General features: G+C 70.8%; 13 protein-coding genes and 1 pseudogene. 9 read left to right on the top strand and 5 right to left on the bottom strand.

Annotated elements, in window-relative coordinates:
- Window positions 1-47: 47 nt before the first annotated feature.
- Both ACQBAU_RS12830 and ACQBAU_RS12825 read right to left on the bottom strand, forming a co-directional pair.
- Window positions 48-2,312, bottom strand: coding sequence for a heavy metal translocating P-type ATPase (locus ACQBAU_RS12830; protein ID WP_465257062.1), 2,265 nt, complete (start codon window positions 2,310-2,312; stop codon window positions 48-50).
- Between the two features lie 154 nt (window positions 2,313-2,466).
- Window positions 2,467-3,666 carry a CynX/NimT family MFS transporter gene (locus ACQBAU_RS12825; protein WP_465257061.1) on the bottom strand — a complete coding sequence of 400 codons (1,200 nt, stop codon included), beginning with the start codon at window positions 3,664-3,666 and terminating at the stop codon, window positions 2,467-2,469.
- A gap of 166 nt (window positions 3,667-3,832) precedes the next feature.
- On the opposite strand from ACQBAU_RS12825, the gene ACQBAU_RS12820 reads away from it, so the two are divergent.
- Entirely contained in the window at window positions 3,833-4,465 is a 633-nt protein-coding gene (locus tag ACQBAU_RS12820; protein WP_465257060.1) for a lysoplasmalogenase family protein, read from the top strand.
- Window positions 4,466-4,872: 407 nt separating this feature from the next.
- On the opposite strand, the gene ACQBAU_RS12815 is transcribed toward ACQBAU_RS12820, so the two are convergent.
- Window positions 4,873-5,025, bottom strand: a complete 153-nt coding sequence (locus tag ACQBAU_RS12815) for a hypothetical protein (RefSeq protein WP_434548928.1) — start codon at window positions 5,023-5,025, stop codon at window positions 4,873-4,875.
- A 191-nt stretch (window positions 5,026-5,216) separates the two neighbouring features.
- On the opposite strand from ACQBAU_RS12815, the gene ACQBAU_RS12810 reads away from it, so the two are divergent.
- From ACQBAU_RS12810 to ACQBAU_RS12790, 5 genes and pseudogenes are all read left to right on the top strand, one after another.
- Window positions 5,217-6,482, top strand: coding sequence for a helix-turn-helix domain-containing protein (locus ACQBAU_RS12810; RefSeq protein ID WP_465257059.1), 1,266 nt, complete (start codon window positions 5,217-5,219; stop codon window positions 6,480-6,482).
- A gap of 90 nt (window positions 6,483-6,572) precedes the next feature.
- Window positions 6,573-7,832 (top strand): APC family permease, encoded by a 1,260-nt coding sequence (locus tag ACQBAU_RS12805; protein WP_434548930.1) that lies wholly within the window; start codon window positions 6,573-6,575, stop codon window positions 7,830-7,832.
- Window positions 7,833-7,990: 158 nt separating this feature from the next.
- A complete protein-coding gene (locus tag ACQBAU_RS12800; protein ID WP_434548931.1) occupies window positions 7,991-9,193 on the top strand; it encodes a L,D-transpeptidase family protein in 1,203 nt (400 codons plus the stop codon).
- Window positions 9,194-9,356: 163 nt separating this feature from the next.
- Entirely contained in the window at window positions 9,357-10,451 is a 1,095-nt protein-coding gene (locus ACQBAU_RS12795; protein WP_434548932.1) for a DMT family protein, read from the top strand.
- Window positions 10,448-11,500, top strand: a pseudogene (locus ACQBAU_RS12790) (glycosyltransferase); the annotation flags it as partial. The gene ACQBAU_RS12795 and the pseudogene ACQBAU_RS12790, both read left to right, overlap by 4 nt.
- Window positions 11,501-11,571: 71 nt before the next feature.
- Here ACQBAU_RS12790 and ACQBAU_RS12785 read toward each other — a convergent pair.
- Together ACQBAU_RS12785 and ACQBAU_RS12780 are read right to left on the bottom strand one after the other, a co-directional pair.
- Window positions 11,572-12,855 (bottom strand): DUF4432 family protein, encoded by a 1,284-nt coding sequence (locus tag ACQBAU_RS12785; protein ID WP_465257058.1) that lies wholly within the window; start codon window positions 12,853-12,855, stop codon window positions 11,572-11,574.
- A gap of 36 nt (window positions 12,856-12,891) precedes the next feature.
- A complete protein-coding gene (locus tag ACQBAU_RS12780; protein WP_465257057.1) occupies window positions 12,892-13,806 on the bottom strand; it encodes a hypothetical protein in 915 nt (304 codons plus the stop codon).
- A gap of 149 nt (window positions 13,807-13,955) precedes the next feature.
- Here ACQBAU_RS12780 and ACQBAU_RS12775 point away from each other — a divergent pair, with 149 nt between their 5' ends.
- From ACQBAU_RS12775 to leuS, 3 genes are all read left to right on the top strand, one after another.
- Complete coding sequence (locus ACQBAU_RS12775) at window positions 13,956-14,966, top strand: DUF4192 domain-containing protein (RefSeq protein WP_465257056.1); 1,011 nt, start codon at window positions 13,956-13,958, stop codon at window positions 14,964-14,966.
- Window positions 14,967-14,996: 30 nt separating this feature from the next.
- Entirely contained in the window at window positions 14,997-15,944 is a 948-nt protein-coding gene (locus tag ACQBAU_RS12770) for a PfkB family carbohydrate kinase (RefSeq protein ID WP_434548936.1), read from the top strand.
- Between the two features lie 291 nt (window positions 15,945-16,235).
- On the top strand, window positions 16,236-18,779 hold the full coding sequence (gene leuS, locus ACQBAU_RS12765) for a leucine--tRNA ligase (RefSeq protein WP_434548937.1): 2,544 nt from the start codon (window positions 16,236-16,238) through the stop codon (window positions 18,777-18,779).
- Window positions 18,780-18,798 lie beyond the last annotated feature (19 nt).

Genomic DNA, 18,798 nt, shown 5'->3' with positions numbered 1-18,798 from the left:
AGCTGGGCATCAGCCGGAGCCGGGCGCCGGTCGGAGCCGGCGGGCGGTCACTTGGTGGCCGGGTCGAGCTCGAGTCGACGCAGCAGCTGCGCGTTCAGCGCCACCACGATCGTCGACAGCGACATCAGCACCGCACCGACCGACATCGGCAGCACGAAGCCGATCGGGGCCAGCACGCCTGCGGCCAGCGGCACCGACAGCAGGTTGTAGCCGGCCGCCCACCACAGGTTCTGCGTCATCTTCCGGTAGACCGCGCGGGACAGGTCGATCACCGACAGCACCAGCCGCGGGTCGTTCCCGGCCAGGATCACCCCGGCCGAGGCGATCGCCACGTCCGTACCGGCGCCGATGGCGATGCCGACGTCGGCGGTCGCCAGGGCGGGTGCGTCGTTGACGCCGTCGCCGACCATCGCCACCGTCCGGCCCTCGGCCTGCAAGGTGGTGACCTGCTCGGCCTTGTCCTCGGGTCGGACACCGGCGAACACCCGGTCGATGCCGAGCTCGGCGGCCACCGTCTCGGCCACCGCCTGTGCGTCGCCGGTGATCATGACGACCTGGACGCCGCGTTCGTGGAGTGCCTCGACGGCCCGGCGGGACTCGGCTCGTACCTCGTCGGCCAGTGCCAGCGCACCGGCGACCCGGTCGTCGACCAACACGTGCAGGATGATCGAGCCCTGCTCGCGCCAGGTCTCGGCCACCGGCAACTCGTCGAGGCCGTGTTCGGTCAGCAGGTACGGCCCGCCCACCGCCACCCGGTGACCGTCGACCGTCGCGGTCACCCCGACCGCGGGTGAGGAGCTGAAGTCGGTGGCCGACGGGACGTCGAGGTCGCGCTCGGTGGCAGCGCCCACGATGGCCCGGGCCAGCGGGTGCTCGGAGTACGACTCCGCCGCGGCCGCCAGCGCCAGGAGTCGGTCATCGTCGAGTAGGGCATCGTCGAGTTGATCATCGTCGGGACCTGTGGCGGCGGTCTCGATCGCGGTGACGGTGGGTTCGCCGCGGGTCAGCGTCCCGGTCTTGTCGAACAGCACGGTGTCGACGTTGCGCATCTCCTCCAGGGCGAGTCGATCGGAGACGAGCACGCCGGCCCGGGCGGCCCGCTCGGTCGCGATCGACACCACCAGCGGGATCGCGAGTCCGAGGGCGTGCGGACAGGCGATCACCAGCACGGTGATGGCGCGGAACAGCGACTGGTCCGGGTGGCCGGCGATGCTCCAGGCGATCACGGTGATCAGCGCGGCCCCGAGGGCGAACCAGAACAGCCAGCCGGCCGCGGTGTCGGCGATCCGCTGGGCACGGGAACTCGAGTTCTGCGCCTGGGCGACGAGCCGACTGATCCCCGCCAGTGCCGTGTCGTCACCGACGGCGGTCACCTCCACCCGGAGCCCGGAGTCGGTGACCACGGTGCCGGCCACCACGTCATCGCCCGGCCCGCGCTCGACCGGCCGGGACTCCCCGGTGATCATCGACTCGTCGAGGCTCGCCGACCCGGACTCGATCCGACCGTCCGCCGGCACGCGGGCTCCGGGCCGTACGACCACCACGTCGCCGACGCGGAGGTCGCCCGGGGCGACCGTCACCAACTCCTCACCCTCGAGGCGGTGGGCCTCGTCGGGGAGCAGGGTCGCCAAGGAGTCCAGGGCTGACGTGGTCTGGGCCAGCGACCGCATCTCCAGCCAGTGGCCGAGCAACATGATCACGACGAGCAGCGCAAGCTCCCACCAGAAGTCGAGGTGGGCGGGAAGGATCCCCAGGGTCGCCAGCAGCGAGGCCACGAAGGCGACCGTGATGCCGAGTGAGACCAGCAGCATCATGCCCGGCTTGCGGTCGCGGATCTCCGAGACCGCCCCGGTCAGGAACGGACGGCCACCCCAGGCGTACATGACGGTGCCCAGCACCGGTGACACGAACCGCAGCCACGGCCAGTCGGGCAACGTGTGGCCGAGCAGGTGGGCGAACATGTCGTTGGCCAGCACGGTCGGTACCGCGAGCACCAACATGATCCAGAACAGCCGGCGGAACTGGGCGGCATGCTCCCCGTGCCCGCCGTGTCCGGCATGCGCGTCGTGTCCGGCATGCCCGTCGTGTCCGGCATGCTCCCCGTGCCCGCCGTGTCCGGCATGCGCGCCGTGTCCGGCATGCGCGTCGTGTCCGGCATGCGCGTCGTGTCCGGCATGCGCGTCGTGTCCGGCATGCGTGTCGTGTCCGGCATGCGTGTCGTGGTGCTGGTGTGCGGAGTGCTCAGCGTTCCCGACGTGCTCCTCGTGGGCGGGGTGCCGGTCGGGGGGAGTGTTCGGGCGGGTCTGGTTCATGACTCCACCATACCCTAGGGGGGTATGGCGTCAAATGGTCAGGCGTACGGCGTGGTGAACGCCGTGATCGGGTACGCGATGGCCCGATGGTGCCGCCGGTGGTCTTCAACAGCTCGCCTGATGAACTTCGGCCCGGCGGTCGTGCGATCGGCGGTCAGGAGATGAATCGGGGGCGACCCGCAGCAAACCCGATCACGCCCTGGCCGGCCGCCAGGGCCGCCAGCAGCACCAGCACGGGTCCCCAGGACCCGGTCACCTCGCTCAACCAGCCGGCCAGCACCGGGCCGATGCAGGCCAACAGGTAGCCGACCGACTGCGCCATCCCGGCCAGTTGAGCGGTCTGGGCGGCGGTGCGGGTCCGCATGGCCACCAACGACATCGCGACCACGAAGGAGGAGCCCGTTCCGACTCCCAGCAGGGCCAACCACAGCAGCAACAGCTGTGGTGCGAACAGGCCACCCAAGGTGGCGATGCCGATCGCGGCACCGCACCCCGCGGCGAGGGCCCGCTGGTCCGGCAGGCGGTGCATCACCGCCGAGACGACCAGCCCCGACGGGATGGCGACGGCCTGCACACCGAACAGGTGCCAGCCGGCCTCCGCCGGCGGGATGCCGAGCACCCCTTCCATCGTGACCAGCCAGGTCAGCACCAGGTAGAACACCGTCGACTGCAGGGCCATGAACCCGGTGACCAACCACGCCAGTGGCGAGCGCCACATGCCTCGGCCCGATCCCTCGGGAGGCGAGGTCGGCGTCACCGGCGGGTCGGCCCGGCCAACCGCCCGGGCGACCGGAGGCTGCTGCGAGCGTCGCAGCCGGGGGAGCCAGGCCAGCAGGGCTGCGACGCACAGCGCCACCCACACCGCCAGCGTGAGCCGCCAGTTGCCGTCCAGCGCCGCGGTGATCGGGACCGCCAACCCGGCACCCACCCCGGCCATCCCCGACATCACCGAGGTGTACACCCCGGTGGCGAGCGACAGGTGGGAGGCGTAGTCCCGCTTCACGATCGCCGGCAGCAGGACGTTCCCGATCGCGATGGTGCCGCCGATGACCACGGTGCCGATCCACAACCCGGCCGGCAGTGGCCCGGACCGCAACAGCATCCCCAGCGCCAGGCCGACCAGTGCCAACGCGACCGCGCGGTTGACCCCGAGTCGGGCGGCGAGCAGGTGGACGAACATCGACGTCACGGCGAAGCCGAGCAGTGGCAGTGCGCCCAGCACGCCCAGGGCCGTGTTGTCCAGCCCCAGGTCGTTGCCGAGCATCGGGATCAGCGGGCCCACCCCGGTGATCGGCGGTCGCAGGCAGCTCGCCACCAACACGATGCCAAGCAGGGCAGCTGCAGGTCTGCTCACCTGGTCTCCTCGTTCGCTGATGGGGACGTCCGGATCCCGGTGCCGTGGGTCGATGCTCACGCGGGTCGATGCTCCGCTGCCAGTGTCGGTGCTGCCATTGTCGGCGCTGTCGTGGCCGGTGGCGTCCGCGGTCCGACGGGCGACCCCTGCTGGCTACCCTTGAACGGTGAGGCGAATCGTGGCGGTCCTGGCGGCGGTGGTCTTCGTCGTGTCGAGCGTCCTCCACCTGGCGGCGCAGGTCACCGGCGACCCGTTCTGGATCAACGTCACCATCTTCGTGCCCGTGTTCGCCTTGTTGGTCTGCTTCGTGGCCGCCGTCCGACGGTGGGACACCACCGCTCGGTTCACCGTACTGGGGCTCGGCTTCTCCTGGCTCGGTGACGGAGTCGGCTCGATCAGCCTGACGGTCAAGATCGGCTTCTTCCTGGTGGCACAGCTCTGCTACATCGTGGCGTTCCTGCCGCTGTGGCGGCAGATCCCTCGACGGCGGCTCCGGATCGCGGCGTACGCGGTGGTCGTGGTCGTCGTCGTGGCCATGCTGCTCCCGATGGCCGGGTCGTTGGCACCGGCCGTCGTGGCGTACGGCGTCGCGCTCGGCCTGATGGCGCTGCTGGCCGGCGGGCTCGGCCCGATCGCCGCGGTGGGTGGTGGGTTGTTCCTGGTGTCCGACACGCTGTTGGGTGTGCAGCAGTTCAGCCCGGTCCGGCTCCCCATGCACGGCCTGCTGATCATGGTCACCTACCTGGTCGCGCAGGTGCTGTTGGCCTCCCAGGTGATGCGGACCCGGCTGCGCGCCTGACCCGGGTCTCATGCGTCCCCGGGATCCCCGGTCGTGCGCCCGCGCCCGGGAATGCCGAACGACCCCCCCGCGGTGGCGGGAGGTCGCAAGGTGTGGATCGGGCGGGAACCCCGGCAGTGGGAGGGCCCTCGCCCGATGGGGTGCGGGCAGTTGACGCGTGGCGAACCGGATCAGATCGTTGATCGGGACCCGCCGGTTCCTCCTCGGCAAGATGTTGCCAGCCGCCGACTCCGGGTCCTGTCGCCCTGGGGGAGGGGCGTGGGTGTCACAGGACGCTGGTGTCGGAGTCGACGGCTGGCATCGGGGGGAGGAATGATCAGTGTGGAGGAGGGAGGCACTGATCAAATGGTCTGTGGGTCAGGCTGGCCGGGGGGCTCGACCTGACCGGTTGAAGTCAGCTCTGGCGATCAGGGCCAGACGCCGGTGTCCCCGTCACCGGGCTTGATGTCCTGGGTCGAGAACGAGGCCGGGGCAGCGTTGGCGGCCTGCGAGACGCTGGCGCCACCGAGAACGGTGAGCAGCACGATGCCAACGCCTGCGATGAACTTCTTCAACTTCATGAACTTCCCCCTGCGATCATGCGGCCCCCTGCCTGGGTTCCGCTCGTTGACGTTGACGCCACGCTATGACACAGTGACATTGCCTGTCAACACACTTGACAGGATTGTCAAAGCCGAAGTTGCGCAGCCCCCTTCCGACACCCGATCGGGCGACACGGATCCGGGCTCGCCCAAGACGAGGCAGGAGAGCAATGTCGGTCGACACCCAGGTGGACACGTTCGGCAGCCGGTTGAAGGACCTGCGGCTGCGCGCGCGGCTGTCCCAGTCCGAGGCCGGGGGCGAGCGCTACTCGGGCAGTTACATCTCCCACCTGGAGAGCGGTCGTCGGCTCCCCAACGACGACGTCATCCGTTACCTGGCCGACCGACTGGGTGTGAAGGACGACGAGCTGTTCGGTGCAGATCGACGGAGCTACGCGGTCGGGTCCACCGACCTGTCCCTGCTGGAGGCCGACGCCGCCGTACGCGAGGCCGAGCGCAACGGTGACCCCGCCGAGCTGAACGCCCGCGCCGAAGTCGCCTCGGCGATGGCCGCCAAGTCCCAGCGTGCCGACATCTGGTGGCACGCGGTGCGGTGCCAGATGCACGCCCGGGCCGCGATGGGCGAGTTCGCCGCCGCGGGTGAGTTGGGTGACGAACTGCTACGCCACCCGATCACCCAGGGGTCGGCCCGGCTGCAGGTGGAGATCCTGAGTCACATGGCACGGTCCCGCCGTGCCCGTGGTCAGCTGGTGCAGGCCTCCGACCTCGCCGAGCGGGCCGTCGAGCTGTCGACCGAGCCCGGGGTCACTCCCAACGTGCGGGCCGAGGCGTTGATGTCCCAGATCTCCACCATGATGGACATCGGACAGGCCTCGGCCGTCACCACGCCGATGGCCCAGCTGCGCGAGATCCGGTCCGAGGTGATCGGCGCACAGGTGCTCGGGCAGGTGGCGTGGGTGCTCGGCAACCTGGCCTTCGTGGCCGGGGAGACCGAGCTCGGTGAACGCGAACACGCCACCGCACTGGAACTGCTCAAGCCCGAGGTCGACCTCAACATGTGGGCCCGGCTGCGGCAGGCGTCGGCCCGGTTCCGGCTGGAGGCCGGCCACCCCGAGGGGGTGGCCGACCTGATCGATGCCGCCGCGCTGGCGCTGAGCCTGGTCGGCAATCCGGGCGACCTCGCCAACCTGGAGATGGCCCGGGCCGCCCACGCCTTGGCCGAGCACCGGCCCGAGGAAGCGATCCTGCTGTGTCAGGGCGTGCTGAACGAACCCACCCCGCTGTCACCACAGTCCCGGGCCGAGGTGTTCGAGCTGCAGCACCGGGCCCTGGTCGCCCTGGGGGACCTCGTCGGCGCCCGCAAGGCCCTGCTCGACGCCGCGACCAAGTACGAGGAGGCCGGGGCCTGGCAACGCGCGCTGGCGATGTGGCGGATGCGCGCCGGACTCGAGACCGAGACCGCCGAGGCGCCCTGACCCGTCGGTCCCGGACGTCGACCCGCGGGTCGACCGCCCACGACACCTGATGGACACCGGCCGGTCACCGGGCCGCTCTACACTGCGCGCGTGACTGACCTCGCACGCCGGCTCCGCACCACCGACGCCGTGGTGATCGGCCTCGGTTCGATGATCGGCGCCGGACTGTTCGCCGCCTTCGCCCCGGCCGCCGCCGCAGCCGGCTCCGGGCTGTTGATCGGCCTTGGCGTCGCCTGCCTGATCGCCTGGTGCAATGCGACCTCCTCGGCCCAACTGGCCGCCCAGTACCCGGCCTCGGGCGGCACGTACGTGTACGGCCGTGAGCGACTCGGTGAGTGGCCGGGATTCCTTGCCGGGTGGGGATTCATGGTCGGCAAGACCGCCTCCGGTGCGGCCATGGCGCTCACCTTCGCGGCGAACCTCGTACCGGAGCCGTGGACCCGTCCGGTGGCCGCCCTGGCGATCCTCACCCTGGCCATGATCAACTACCGGGGCATCACCCGGACCGCCGGTGCGGCTCGCATCATCGTCACGGTCGTGCTCGTCCTGCTGGCGGTCTCGCTGGTCGCCGCCCTGGCCGGACACCGGGTCGGGTTCGACACCGCCGGTTGGGGATCGGTGCTGTCGGCCGGGCCGTACGGGATCCTGCAGTCGGCCGGGTTGCTGTTCTTCGCCTTCGCCGGCTACGCCCGGATCGCCACCCTGGGGGAGGAGGTGATCGACCCGGCGCGCACCATTCCACGGGCGATCACGATCTCGCTGCTGCTGACCGCCGGGTTGTACGTGTTCGTCGCCGTGGCGTTGCTGCTGGTGCTCGGCCCCTCCGGCATCGCCGCCACGGTGGCGCCCATCGCCGAGGCGGTCGCGGTCGGCCACTGGCCCTGGCTGGCGCCGGCCGCACGTGCTGCGGCGGCGGTGGCCGCGCTCGGTGCCCTGCTGGCCCTGGTCGCCGGGATCGGCCGGACCGGGTTGGCGATGGCCCGGGAGGGCGACCTGCCGCGCTGGTTGGACGCGGTGCATCCGCGGTTCCGGGTGCCTCACCGGGCGGAACTGACCTTCGCCGGGCTGATGTGCGTGTTGGTGCTGCTGGTGGACCTGCGGGGGGCGATCGGCTTCTCCTCGTTCGGGGTGCTGCTGTACTACCTGGTGGCGAACCTGTCCGCGTTCACCCAGTCCGGCAGCCACCGACGCTTCGGCCGGGCCTGGCAGGTGCTGGGTACGGCCGGCTGCGTCGTCCTGGTGGCGACGTTGCCCTGGCAGGCCGTCGTGGCGGGTACCGCAGTCTTCCTCGTCGGCATCGGTTGGCGGCTCGTCGCGCGACGGATCGACCGATCCGGCGCCACGGGATGATCACGTCAGGGCACGTCACGGGATGATCACGGGGGGGTGCGCGGGCACACTGCGGACCGGTAGATTCCGCGCGGGAGCGAACAAACACATGCAACCGAACCGGATCCGGGGACGTAGTCACCTGTGAATCGTCGCTCCGCCGCACACGAGGAGAACTTGTGACCACGCACCGAACCCCCGGCCCGACCCGGACCGCCCACCGCCTGTTCCGTGCTGCGGCGAGCGGTGTCGCCGGCCTCGCACTGATCGCCGTCGCCGGATGTGGTTCACCCGCCGCACCGCAGAGCCCGGCCGAGCCGGGTGGACAGGCCAGTCCGGCCCCGGCCGCCGGCCAGTCCAGCACGACCGAACCGACCACCGCGCCGACCACCGCGTCGCCGAGCACTCCGCAGACCTCCACGCCCGAGCCGACCAAGGAGCCCGAGCCGACCAAGGAACCGGAGCCCAGGAAGGAACCGGCGATGATGAAGTCGGGCGCCAAGGGTGAGCAGGTCCGTGAGCTGCAGGTGCGGTTGCGGTCGATCTCGTGGCTGAGCGGCACCATCACCGGCACGTACGACGAGGCCACGGTCGAGGCCGTCCGAGGGTTCCAGGCCAAGCGCGGTGTCGCGGCGACCGGTGAGGTGGACCAGAAGACGTGGGCCCTGCTGGTCGGGATGACCCAGACCCCCACCCACGAACAGAAGCACAACATCCTCACCCCGGGCCCCGCCCTGATGAAGGCGGGCCAGGAGAGCGACAAGATCAAGGAACTGCAGGCCCGGTTGGCCCAGATCGGCTGGTTCTCCGACGAGGTGACCGGCTTCTACGGCCCCGTCACGACGGCATCGGTGAAGGGCTTCCAGGAGAAGCGGCAGATCCCGGTGACCGGTGAGGTCGACCAACGCACCTGGGACCGACTGGCCGCGATGACCCGCCAGCCGACGAAGGTCGAGCTGGGCGAGGCGCCGCCGCCGGCCGAAGAGGGCAGCAACGGTGGCGGCTACGACCTCGACCCGCGCTGCATGACCGGTCGCGTGATCTGCATCTCGAAGTCGACCAACACCTTGCACTGGATGAAGGACGGCAAGGTGATCAAGGCGATGGACGCCAGGTTCGGCGCCAAGGGCATGGAGACCCGGGAGGGCGTCTTCCAGGTCGGCTGGAAGTCGCGCAACCACACCTCGACGATCTACCACACCTGGATGCCGTTCGCGCTGTTCTTCTCCGGTGGTCAGGCGGTGCACTACTCGCCCGACTTCGCGGCCAACGGCTACAACGGCGGTGGCTCCCACGGCTGCGTCAACATCCGCGACCGGGCCGGCGTCGAATGGCTGTTCGACCAGGTACGGGTCGGGGATCGGGTCGTCGTCCACTGGTGAGTGCCTCGGGGTCCCACCTGAGAGTGCCTGGTCGCACCGCGCCGAGCGGTGGCTGAGCGGCTGCTGCGTGGTGTACTGGACGGGTCCGGATCGCACGACTGATCCGGACCTGTGCAGTCTCGTTCGGCGACTGCCCCGACGACACGGACGAAGGTGAGACCAGGTGACCATCGGACACGCCATCGCGTTGTCGGTCATCGCGGCGCTGGCGTTCGCGGTCGCCGCCGTCCTGCAACACGAGGCCGTCGGGCACCAGATGGAGGACCACGGCAACGGCCGGGGCGGCTCCGGTGACTCCCACGACGACCGCCGGCAGCGTCGCCACCTGGGCCTGGCGTTCTTCCGGGACCTGCTCCGCCGACCCCGGTGGTTGATCGGCTTCTCGATGTCGGGGCTGGGAGCCCTGCTGCACCTGGCCGCGCTGCGCGGCGCCCCGGTTGCGGTGGTCCAGCCGATCGCGGTGCTGAGTGTCCCGCTGGCCGTGCTGATCGGCATGTGGCGCAGCCACCGCCGTCCCAACGGCGCGGTCTGGGGCGGTGTCGCAGCAGCCATGGCCGGGGTGTCGATCTTCGTGTGGCTGGCGGCCCGCAACACGGCCTCGGAGCTGCCCGCCACCTCGCACATCATCATCGCCGGCCTCGCCATCGCAGCCTTGATCACGGTGTTGGTCCTGCTCGGCCAGCGTGGCCCCGACTGGGTGCACAGTCTGGCCTGGACCGGCGGAGCCGCGTCGGCGTACGGGCTGGCGGCCGGCTACATGAAGACGATCTTCGTCCAGCTGGACCACGGGGTCCCGTTGAGCGCCCCGACCATCTGGCTGCCCGGCATCGTGCTGCTGCTGACCTACCCGGCCGCGGCCTACATGCTGCAGCACGCGTTCGTGTCGGGGTCGCCGGCGGTCGTGGTCGGTGGCCTGACCGTCACCGACCCGATGCTGGCGGTGCTGCTCGGTGCCTTCCTGCTCGGCGAGACCAGCCAGCTGACCCCCGTGGTCACCATGGGCATGGTGGGCTGCGCGGTCGTCGCCGTGCTCGGGGTCGGCATGTTGTCGCGCTACCACCCCGACGTGGTGCGGGTGACCGAAGAACACGACGAGGTGGCCGACCCGCACGAGGCGGTGGTCGCCGGACGGCCCGCCCTGACGCAGCACGGACCAGACACCCCCGCGTACGGCGACACCCCGTACGGGGCAGACCTGAACGACGACCCGGGAAGCCGCCCGGGCGTGGCCGAGCACCAACGAGAGGACGAGCGGTGAGAATCCTGCTGGCCGTTGACACCTACCCGCCCGACGTGAACGGGGCCGCCCGCTTCACCGAACGGTTGGCCAACGGGCTGACCGCCCGCGGCCACGAGGTGCACGTCGCCGCACCCTCGTACGACGGTCCTGAAGGGATCGAGATGCACGGCGACGTGACCGTGCACCGGGTGGTGTCCTACCGCTGGCCGTTCCACGAGTGGTACCGGGTGAGCCTGCCGTGGACCGCCCGTCCCGCCTGTGCCGAGATCGTCCGACGGGTGCAGCCGGACGTGGTGCACGTCCAGGCCCACTTCATCGTCGGACGCTACGTCACCTACGCCGCCCACCAGCAGGGGTTCCCGCTGGTCGCGACCAACCACTTCATGCCCGAGAACCTGTTCATGCACGCCAAGACCCCGCAGTGGATGGAGGACCTGGCACGCACCCTGGCGTGGAAGGACCTGCAGCGGGTGTACGGCCGCGCCGCGGCGATCACCGCCCCCACACCGCGGGCGATCGAGCTGCTGGAGCAACGGACCACGCTGACCGGCGAGCCGCTGTCCAACGGCATCGATGCGCACAGCTACGAGGACGCGGCAGCCGCGGCCACCCACGACCCCGCCGTACCGTCGATCCTGTTCGTCGGACGACTGGACGGGGAGAAGAAGGTGGACGAGCTGATCAAGGCGTTCGCCCAGCTCCCGGCCGACCGGCCGGCCCACCTCGACCTGGTCGGCGACGGATCCTGCCGCGACGAGTGGAAGAAGTTGGTCGCCGACCTCGGGATCGCCGATCGGGTGACCTTCCACGGTTACATCTCCGAGGAGGACCTGTTGGCCGCGTACGGCCGCTGCGACGTCTTCTGCATGCCGGGGATCGCCGAGTTGCAGAGCCTGGTCACCCTGGAGGCGATGGCGGCCGGCAAACCGGTGGTCGCGGCCGACGCGATGGCGTTGCCGCACCTGGTCCACCCGGGGGAGAACGGCTACCTGTTCACCCCGGGCAACATCACCGAGCTGCGCGACCACCTGGCCACCTTGGTGGGTGACCCTGAGCTGCGGGAACGGTACGGCCGGGCGAGCCACGACATCGTCAGCAAGCACTCGTTCGCCACGACGTTGGACCGCTTCGCCGAGATCTACGCCGAGGTGTTGGGCGTCCCGCTGTCGGTGGTGACCGGCGAGTCGGGCGTCCCGGTGGACGTGGCCGACCCGGGCGACTCGGCGGAAGGGGTCGACTCGGCGGAAGGGTTCGACTCGGGCGTCCCGGCGGCCCTGCCCCGCGCCGACGCCGACCGGGTGCCGGCCGGGGAGCGCTGAGCAGGCGGTTCGGTGACGCTGAGCTCCACCCAGGTGGACAACGACGTCCCGGCCGGGATCCACTTCGAGGTGGACGACACGCGACGGGCGTCGTTCACCCCTTGGCGGGGCCACGACGTGCTGGGGGTCAGGGCCAGGAAGTAGCCGTTCGAGAAGTGGGGGAAGTCCTTGCTGCCTCCGGCCTCCAACTCGTACCACAGGAACGGCATGGTCTCGGCGTCCCAGCTGAGCTCCACCCGGACCCCGGCGGCCGCGTTGGTGATCGACGCCTGGTGGGTCGCGAAGTCGCTCAGGTAGGCCTGCCACGTGCTGCCGGCGCCTGCCTCGGGGGCCCGGCGCAGGTTGACCGCGGACGAGGTGCCCTGGGTGCGCGGCCACGGCATCACGTCGTCGTAGGAGACCGAGCGGGTCACGTCGGGTTCGGGACGGACCACCGAGGCCCCGGTGTCGATCACCGCACCCTTGCCGAGCAGCGGCGGACCGAAGGCGATCTCGTGTCCCCACATGATCTCGACGTCCTGGCCGCCCTCGTTGGTGGCGGTCTCCTCGACCCGCAGCGTCGCGCCGGTCAGCGTGATCCGGCGGGTGAGGCGGACCGGGAGCCGCAGCAACCGGGTGGTCAGCTCGACCCCACCGGGGACGGGCTCCTCGGCGTAGGCGGCGACGGCGGCCTCGCCGTCGGTGCCCCAGTCGGCGCCGTACAGACTCACCGAGCGGCCCGAGTTGGGGAACAGCGTGCGCCAGCCACCCGGCCACTGTTCGGTCGCGCGGACCGACGCGGTCGACGGCGGCCGCGAGGTGCCGATCGGCAGGATGCCCCAAGGAGCCCGCCACAACAGCTGCAGGTCGTCGGAGCGGCGCGACAGCCCGACGATCGTGCCGCCACGGCCCGGGAGGTAGTCGAGCTGCAGGTCGGTGCCGAGCAACCGGCGGGTGCCGTCATCGGCCAACGCCGCGGCGACGTCGACGTCATCGGGGGCCGGGGACGAGGTCACCTCGGGCTCGGTGGTCACCTCGGGCTCAGTGGTCACCTCGGACCCGGTGGTCACCTCGGACCCGATGGTCTGGGGGCTCGCTTCGATCAAGGGATCAGACTCGGTCATGGGTGCTCTCGTCGCGTCAGGCGGGGGTCGGCGGGCTCAGGTCTCGATCGGCACCGCAGTCGTGGTGTGACCGTACCCGAGCAGCAGCACCGTAACCTCTCCGGTCGGTACCCCGCTGAATCGGGTCCAGCCCTGAACAGGGCTGCCGGGGCTGACGACGGTCTGACCGATCGTCTCGCGGTCATGGGGAGGGACGTTGCGGTAGTCGACGGCGTCCTTGTCGAAGATCGCGATGAAGTCGTCGCTCACCGCGTACCGCCCCTCCTCGCAGGTGATCTTCACCTCGATGTAGAGCGTCGAACCCTCGCGTTCGTGCTGCACCACCTCGAACACCCCGGCATCACAGTCGTCGGTGGTGAAGGGGCGCATGTTCGCCGGCAGCGGGCTACCCGTGGGTGGCGCCTCGGGGGAGGCGGTCGCATTGCGCTCGGCCAGGTCGTTGCGGTACGCGGTGATGCCGCCGATCGTCAGCGCGAGGACGGCGGCCACGATGACACCGACGATCACGATGACGGGGGCCTTCGAGGGGGGCGGCGGGGCCGGCTGGGTGATCGGGACACGAGCGTCCCGGGAGGAGCCGATCGGCGCGGTCGGATCCGGCCCGTCCCCGCGGCTGCCCGAGCCGAGGTCCGCCGGACCCCAGTGCGACGCCGCCTGCTGTTGCTGCCCGTAGCCCTGCTGCCCGTAGCCCGGTTGGCCCTGGCCCGGTTGCTGGCCGTACTGGCCGTACTGGCCGTACTGCCCGTACGACTGCTGCCCCTGGCTCGGCTGTTGGTACTGCCCGTACCCCTGTTGCCCGTACGCCTGCGGCGGCCGTCCGTACGGAGGCTGGCCGGTGCCGGGATGGCCGCCCTGGGGGGCGGCTCCTTGGTGGTCGAAGCCGGGCCCGGACGGCTGGCCCTGCCCGGATGCCCGACCCGGTGTCGACTCGGGCCCCCAGTTGCTGCTCACCCCACAACGGTACCTGCCGACGGGCCCGGTCCCGGGCACGGACCGGCGGGGCGTGACACCGTCCACAACCGGCTTCCCTGTCCGCAGTGCTGTCCACAGGGAGACATACTCGGTGAACGACGGCGGGCCCGGCGCAGCACCTTTCCCACATGACCGTCCATGAACCGCGGCGTGACCACACCGCCGACCAGTCCGACCCCGACCAGACCCGGGTCCGCGTCAGCAGTACCGCCGACATGCTGGCGCTGATCCCGTACCTGCTCGGCTTCCAACCACACGACTCGTTGGTCGTCGTGCTGCTGGGTGGCAACCGGGTGCAACTGACCGCGCGGGTCGACCTACCGCGCCCCGAAGGACGGCGGGACGTGTTCGCGATCGCCGACCACTTCCGTGGCGTCGCCCAGCACAGTGGCGCCGACGGGGCGGTGCTGGCGGTGTTCTCCGCCGACGAGCCGTGGGCGGTCGAGGTGGTGACCGAGGTGGAGGCCGAGCTCGGCGAGCTGGTCTTCACCTCGCTGGTCTGCACCGGCGACAGCTTCCGCGTCGTGGTGGCGGGTGAGGCCGGTCCGAGCACCGCGTTCGACCCGGCGGGTACGGCGACCGCCGCGACGGCGGTCTACCACGGGATGCGGCTGCTGCCGGACCGGGAGTCCCTGGCGGCGCTCACGGCACCGGGTGACCCGGCGGCGATCCGAGCGGTCGCCGACGCTGCCGACACCGTCCGACTGCCCTGGCTGTTGGCCGATCGCCGACTGGAGATGGTCTGTCACGTCGAGACGCTGTTGCGCCGTGACGAGCCGCCCGGTCCCGACGACTGTGCCCGGCTGGCGCTGTTGGCCATCGACCTCGAGGTCCGTGACGTGGCCTGGTTCCTGATGCGCCCGGACAACGCGAAGGACCACCTCAAGCTGTGGGGTGAGGTGGCCCGCCGGTCGCCGATGGACCTGTCGGCGGCCCCGGTCTGCTTGTTCGGGATGGCGGCCTGGCTGAGCGGCGACGGGGCGACGGCGCTGTGCTGCGCCGAGCGGGCGATGGACGAACACCCCGGGTACACGATGGCGCAGTTGGTGTTCGACCTGGTCGAGTCGGCGACACCGCCGCAGGCGTGGGCCGACATGGTCGCCACCGAGCCGCCCGGGCTGACCGACCTGGCCGGGTGAGGCTAGTCTCCGGCGCAGGAGGTGGCGCGGTTGTCACGGTTCGTGGTGTGGGGTGAGGCGCTGATCGACCTGGTGCCGGCGCCGGGAGTGCCGGACACGTTCAGCAGTCCCTGGCAGGCACAGACCGCCGGCGGTCCACTCAACACCGCGATCGCACTCGCGCGGCTCGGCCGGACGGTCGAGTTCTGCGGGCCACTGTCGACCGACGCCTTCGGCCGGCAGATGCGGAGCCACCTGCTGGCCGCCGGGGTCGGGGCGGAGCTGGCGCCGACGGTGGCGGCACCGACCGCCCTCGCCGTGGTGTCGCTCGACCGGGCCGGCAAGGCCTCGTACCACTTCCACACCACCGACACCGCCACCTTCGACCTGACGGCGGAGTCCCTGCCGGTGCTGACGACCGACGACTGGCTGCACGTCGCCAGCCTGGCGCTGGTCGTCCGGCCCGGAGCCGACACCGCACGGGCCTGGGCGACGGCCCAGCCGACCCGGCTGTCGATCGACGTGAACGTCCGTCCGGCGATGCTGTCGGATCCGGCCGAGTACTGGCGGCGACTCGAGCCATGGGTCCAGCTGTTGGGGGAGCGGGGTGGGCTGTTGAAGGGCAGTGACGAGGACTTCGACTTCCTGGCCGCCGGGGCCGGACTGGCGTCGGGGCGAGAGCTGGTCGCCCAACTCGTCGACACCTCTGGGGTCGGCTGCGGGGTGGTCACCCGCGGGCCCGACGGCGCCGAGGCGTTCACCCGTACGACCGGCTGGGTCGACGCGCCGGGCCGTACCCGCGAGGTGGTCGACACCGTCGGTGCCGGCGACACCTTCACCGCCGGGTTCCTCGACGTGTACGCCGACGCCCCCGCCGTCGACGAGGCCGGGTTGACCGTGGCCCTGCAGCGGGGGATCGCCGCCTCGGCCCTCGTGGTGTCGCGCCGCGGTGCCCAGCCGCCGACCGCCACCGAGGTGGACCGCCTGCTGGCCGAGTGACCGGTGCGGTTCCGAACCTGCGCCGCGCGAACCCGGTCGACGGACGTGCACCCGGCGCAGTACACTGCCGCCATGACTCGCGAGCTCCTTGCCGAGCCGCGCCGGTGAGCTGACACCGACGCGGCTGCCCCTCATGCCCACGCAGGGTGAGGGGCTTTTTCATGTCACGGCAGTCCGGAGCCCCACCCACCGGCCGCCGGGCGGGCAGGCAGGGGACGGGCGAGGGCGCAACGACGATTGAGTCGCAGGAGTGACGATTGAGTCGCAAGAGTGACGATGAGTCGGCAGACGATGAGTCGGAACAAGGATGAGCCGGAAGGGCGAACGACAGTGACACAGGCGAGTGAACGACGAGGCCATGACGTCAAGGCTGCCCAGGAGCGCTGGCAGCAGTACTGGGCCGAGCACGCGACGTTCACCCCGCTCGACGACGGGTCGGCCGAGCGCCGCTACGTGCTGGACATGTTCCCGTACCCGTCCGGCGACCTGCACATGGGCCACGCGGAGGCGTTCGTGATGGGCGACGTGATCGCCCGCTACTGGCTGCTGCGCGGGTACGACGTGATGCACCCGATCGGCTGGGACTCCTTCGGCCTGCCCGCCGAGAACGCCGCGATCAAGCACAACTCCCACCCGGCCGACTGGACGTACGCCAACATCGAGACCCAGGCGACCTCGTTCAAGCGGTACGGGTTGAGCCTGGACTGGAACCGGCGGCTGCACACCTCCGACGCCGACTACTACCGCTGGACCCAGTGGCTGTTCCTGCGGTTCCGCGACCGCGGCCTGGCCTATCGCCGCGACTCGTTCGTCAACTGGTGCCCGGTCGACCAGACCGTGCTGGCCAACGAGCAGGTCGTGGCCGGCGCCTGTGAGCGCTGCGGAGCGGCGGTCACCAAGCGCAAGCTGAACCAGTGGTACTTCAAGATCACCGAGTACGCCGACCGACTGCTGGCCGACATGGACGACCTGGCCGACGGCTGGCCGCCGCGGGTGCTGGCGATGCAACGCAACTGGATCGGCAGGTCGACCGGTGCCCACGTGCAGTTCGAGATCGAGGGCCGCGACGAGCCGGTGACCGTGTTCACCACCCGTCCCGACACGTTGTACGGGGCCACCTTCTTCGTGGTCGCCCCGGAGTCCGACCTGGCCGACGAGATCTGCGCCCCCGAACAGCGGGCGGCGTTCGAGGCCTACCTGGAGTCGACCAAGCAGGCCACCGAGATCGAACGGCAGAGCACCGACCGGCCCAAGACCGGGGTCGACCTGGGGGTCCGCGCGACCAACCCGGTCAACGGCGAGCAGATCCCGGTGTTCGCCGCCGACTACGTGCTGGCCGACTACGGCACCGGTGCGCTGATGGCGGTGCCGGCCCACGACCAGCGTGACCTGGACTTCGCCCGCGCCTTCGACCTGCCGGTCCGGATGGTCGTCGACACCGGCGAGGAGGATCCGGCGACCAGCGGTGTCGCCACCGCCGGCGACGGAACTTACGTCAACTCCGAGGTGCTGGACGGCATCACCGGCACCGAGGCCGGCGTGGCCCGGATCGTCGAGCTGCTGGCCGAGCGCGGCACCGGCGAGCCGGCGACGACGTACCGGCTGCGTGACTGGCTGTTGAGCCGACAGCGCTTCTGGGGCTGCCCGATCCCGATCATCCACTGCGGCTCGTGCGGTGAGGTGCCGGTGCCGGACGACCAACTGCCGGTGGAGCTGCCCGACCTGCGAGGTGCCGACCTGCAGCCCAAGGGCACCTCGCCGCTGGCCTCGGCCACCGACTGGGTGAACGTCGACTGCCCGTCCTGTGGCGGACCGGCGACGCGGGACACCGACACGATGGACACCTTCGTCGACTCGTCGTGGTACTTCTTCCGGTACTGCTCGCCCGGCCACGACGGCGGGCCGTTCGACCCCGAGGACGTGCGCCGGTGGATGCCGGTCGACCAGTACGTCGGTGGTGTCGAGCACGCCATCCTGCACCTGCTGTACATGCGGTTCTTCACCAAGGTGCTGTACGACATGGGCCTGGTCGACTTCGTCGAGCCGATGCGCCGGCTGCTGAACCAGGGCCAGGTGATCAACGAGGGCAAGGCGATGAGCAAGTCGCTGGGCAACGGGGTCGACCTGGGGGCGCAGATCGACGAGTTCGGGGTGGACGCGATCCGCACCACCGTGGTGTTCGCCGGGCCGCCGGAGGACGACATCGACTGGGCCGACGTGTCCCCGGGCGCGACGCTGAAGTTCCTGCAGCGCGCATGGCGGCTGGCCGACGACGTCACCGCGGAGGTCGGGGCGGACCCGAGCACCGGCGACGTCGCGCTGCGGCGGGTCACGCACAAGACGGTGCACGAGGTCACCCAGCTGATCGAGGAACAGAAGTTCAACGTCGCCGTCGCCCGGATCATGGAGCTGGTCAACGCCGCGCGCAAGACGATCGATGCAGGTGCTGGCGATTCGGGTGTGGGCGCCTCAGGTTCGGGCGGTGCGGCCGATCCGGCCGCCCGGGAGGCCGCCGAGGCCGTCGCGGTGATGTTGAGCCTGTTCGCCCCGTACGTCACCGAGGAGATGTGGGAGAAGCTGGGGCACCAGCCGTCGGTCGCCCGGGCGAACTGGCCGACCGTCGACGAGTCGCTGTTGGTCGCGGAGTCGGTGACCTGTGTGGTGCAGGTGAAGGGCAAGGTTCGTGGCCGGCTGGAGGTGGCCCCCGACATCGACCCCGCCGAGCTGGAGCGGCTGGCGTTGGCCGAGGAGAACGTGATCCGCGCATTGGACGGCCGGGCGGTCCGCAAGGTGATCGTGAAGGCGCCCAAGCTGGTCAGCATCGTCCCCGCCTGACCTGCCCACGACGTCGGTC

This window comes from Carbonicoccus niuqiaonis (assembly GCF_050157065.1).
Lineage (GTDB): Bacteria > Actinomycetota > Actinomycetes > Propionibacteriales > Propionibacteriaceae > Avipropionibacterium.
Note: the sequence above shows the minus strand (reverse complement) of the source record. Positions and strands in the feature narration are given on the sequence as shown.